A 2,012-nucleotide genomic window follows, 5' to 3' on the forward strand; every position below is an offset into this window, starting at 1 on the left:
GAGGCCGCCCGCCTGGCGCAGGGTGTGCATCTGCGCGCGCCGGCCCGTCAACACCTTGTGGCCATAGCTCTGGTGGCCGACGTCCCACACGATGCGGTCGCGCGGCGTGGCGAACACATAGTGCAGCGCGATCGTCAGTTCCACGGTCCCCAGGTTCGACGCGAGATGGCCGCCGGTGCGCGCTACCGTGTCGAGCAGGAAGCGGCGCAACTGGCGCGCCAGCGTCTCCAGGCGTGCGCGGGGTAGCGCACGCAAGGCGGCGGGATCGTTGATTGCCTCGAGCAGGTCCATGCGGTCCTCCATGCGGCGTGCGACAGGCACCGCAGGCGACCCATTCTAGAACATCCCGGCCATCCGTTCAGGTATTCGCTTCAACCGTGCGCCGGCCTCTTCGGAGATATGGTACGCACGAAAAATCCCGGCAGAAATCAGCCTTTGTGGCGGATCGCATCGAGCACGACGGCCAGTGCGCGCGACGCGTGGCGGCGGCTCGGATAGTACGCATGCAGGCCGGGGAATTTGGGGCAGAAGTCCGCCATCACGCTGACGAGGCGGCCGGCCCGCAGGTGCGGTACCGCCACGTCTTCGGTCATGTAGGCGAGGCCGCAGCCGGACAGCGCCGCGTTCAGCATCTGGTACACGCCGTTGAACGTGTAGCGTCCGCGCACGCGCACGTCGACGGCTGCGCCGCGATCGAGCATCTCCCACGCGTAGACGCCGCCGCCGGCGAGGCGCAGGCGGATGCATTCGTGCTTCATGAGGTCGTCGATGGACGCGGGCACGGGACGGTGCGCGAAGTACTCGGGTGCGCCGACGATCATCGTCTGCGTGTCGGGCGTGAGGCGCACGGCGATCATGTCCTTCTCGACCTGGTCGCCCCAGCGCACGCCGATGTCGTAGCGTTCGGCCGCCACGTCCACCATGCGGTATTCGGAACTGATCTCCAGGTGGATGTCCGGGTACTGCGGCAGCACGGCGGCCAGGCGCGGCCACAGCACGTTGTCGATGACGTGGTCCGTGGCCGTGATGCGGACGGTGCCGGCGGGCCGGTCACCGAGCTCGCTGACGGCGGCGATCTCCGCGTCGATCTCTTCCAGCCGCGGTGCCACATTCTGCAACAGCCGTTCGCCGGCCTCGGTGGGCGACACGCTGCGCGTCGTGCGCGTCAGCAGCCGCACGCCCAGTCTCGCTTCCAGCGCGCGGATCGTATGGCTAAGCGCGGACTGCGTCATGCCCAGCTTGACCGCCGCGCGCGTAAAACTGCGTTCGCGCGCGACCGCGAGGAAGACGAGGATGTCGCTGAGATTATCGCGTGCCATGCCGTGATTCTACGCTTGAACTAAGCGCGCGCGGCCTTGCGGGCCAGCGCCGCGGCGATGACGAGCAGCAGCGCGGCCAACCCGAACGTCGCGCGGAAGCCCCAGGCGTCGAACAGCACGCCGCCCAACGTGGCACCGAGGCCGATCGCCAGCTGGACGACGGCCACGATCAGGCCCCCGCCCGCCTCCGCATCGTCCGGCAAGGTGCGCGCGAGCCACGTCCACCAGCCTACCGGCGCCGCCGTCGCGACGAGGCCCCACACGGCAAGCAGCATCGCGACGATGGGCGTCGACCCGCCGAATGCCACCAGCGCGCCGGCCAGCACGGCCAGCACGAGCGGGATGACGGCCAGCGTGCGGTACAGGTGGTTGTCGAGGACCGCGCCGATGCACGTCGTGCCGATGAAGCCCGCGATGCCGATCGCCAGCAGCATGCCGGTCAGCGTCGTCGCGCTCACGTGCGTGACCGTTTCGAGGAACGGCCGCAGATACGTGAACAGCGCGAACTGCCCCATGAAGAACAGGCTGACGCCCGCCATGCCGTACGCGACGGCCGGGCGCTTCAGCAGCGCGAACACGCTGCCGGATGTCGCGTCCGATGCCGCGGGCAAAGCGGGCAGGCTCACGAACTTCCACGCGAATGCCAGCGCCGCGACAGGCACGATCCCGCCGGAACCCGCCCCCCCCCCCCCC

The 2,012-nt window shown here is 69.3% G+C and carries 2 protein-coding genes and 1 pseudogene; all 3 read right to left on the bottom strand.

Translation table 11 applies throughout. The features are described 5' to 3' along the window. The coding region (locus ACEN88_RS30215) for a 1-deoxy-D-xylulose-5-phosphate synthase N-terminal domain-containing protein (RefSeq protein ID WP_413345652.1) at positions 1–291 on the bottom strand (291 nt) is incomplete at its 3' end. Positions 292–428: 137 nt separating this feature from the next. Beyond that, a complete protein-coding gene (locus tag ACEN88_RS30220; RefSeq protein ID WP_413345654.1) occupies positions 429–1,319 on the bottom strand; it encodes a LysR family transcriptional regulator in 891 nt (296 codons plus the stop codon). Positions 1,320–1,339: 20 nt separating this feature from the next. Next, positions 1,340–2,012, bottom strand: a pseudogene (locus ACEN88_RS30225) (MFS transporter); the annotation flags it as partial.

Origin of the sequence: Massilia sp. CT11-108 (assembly GCF_047302915.1) — a bacterium.
In the GTDB taxonomy this organism is placed as follows: Bacteria; Pseudomonadota; Gammaproteobacteria; order Burkholderiales; family Burkholderiaceae_D; genus Telluria; species Telluria orientalis.

Bases quoted from the DNA above. Each gene is read 5' to 3' on its own strand.
- ACEN88_RS30220 (WP_413345654.1), bottom strand. From the start codon at position 1,319: ATGGCACGCGATAATCTCAGCGACATCCTCGTCTTCCTCGCGGTCGCG.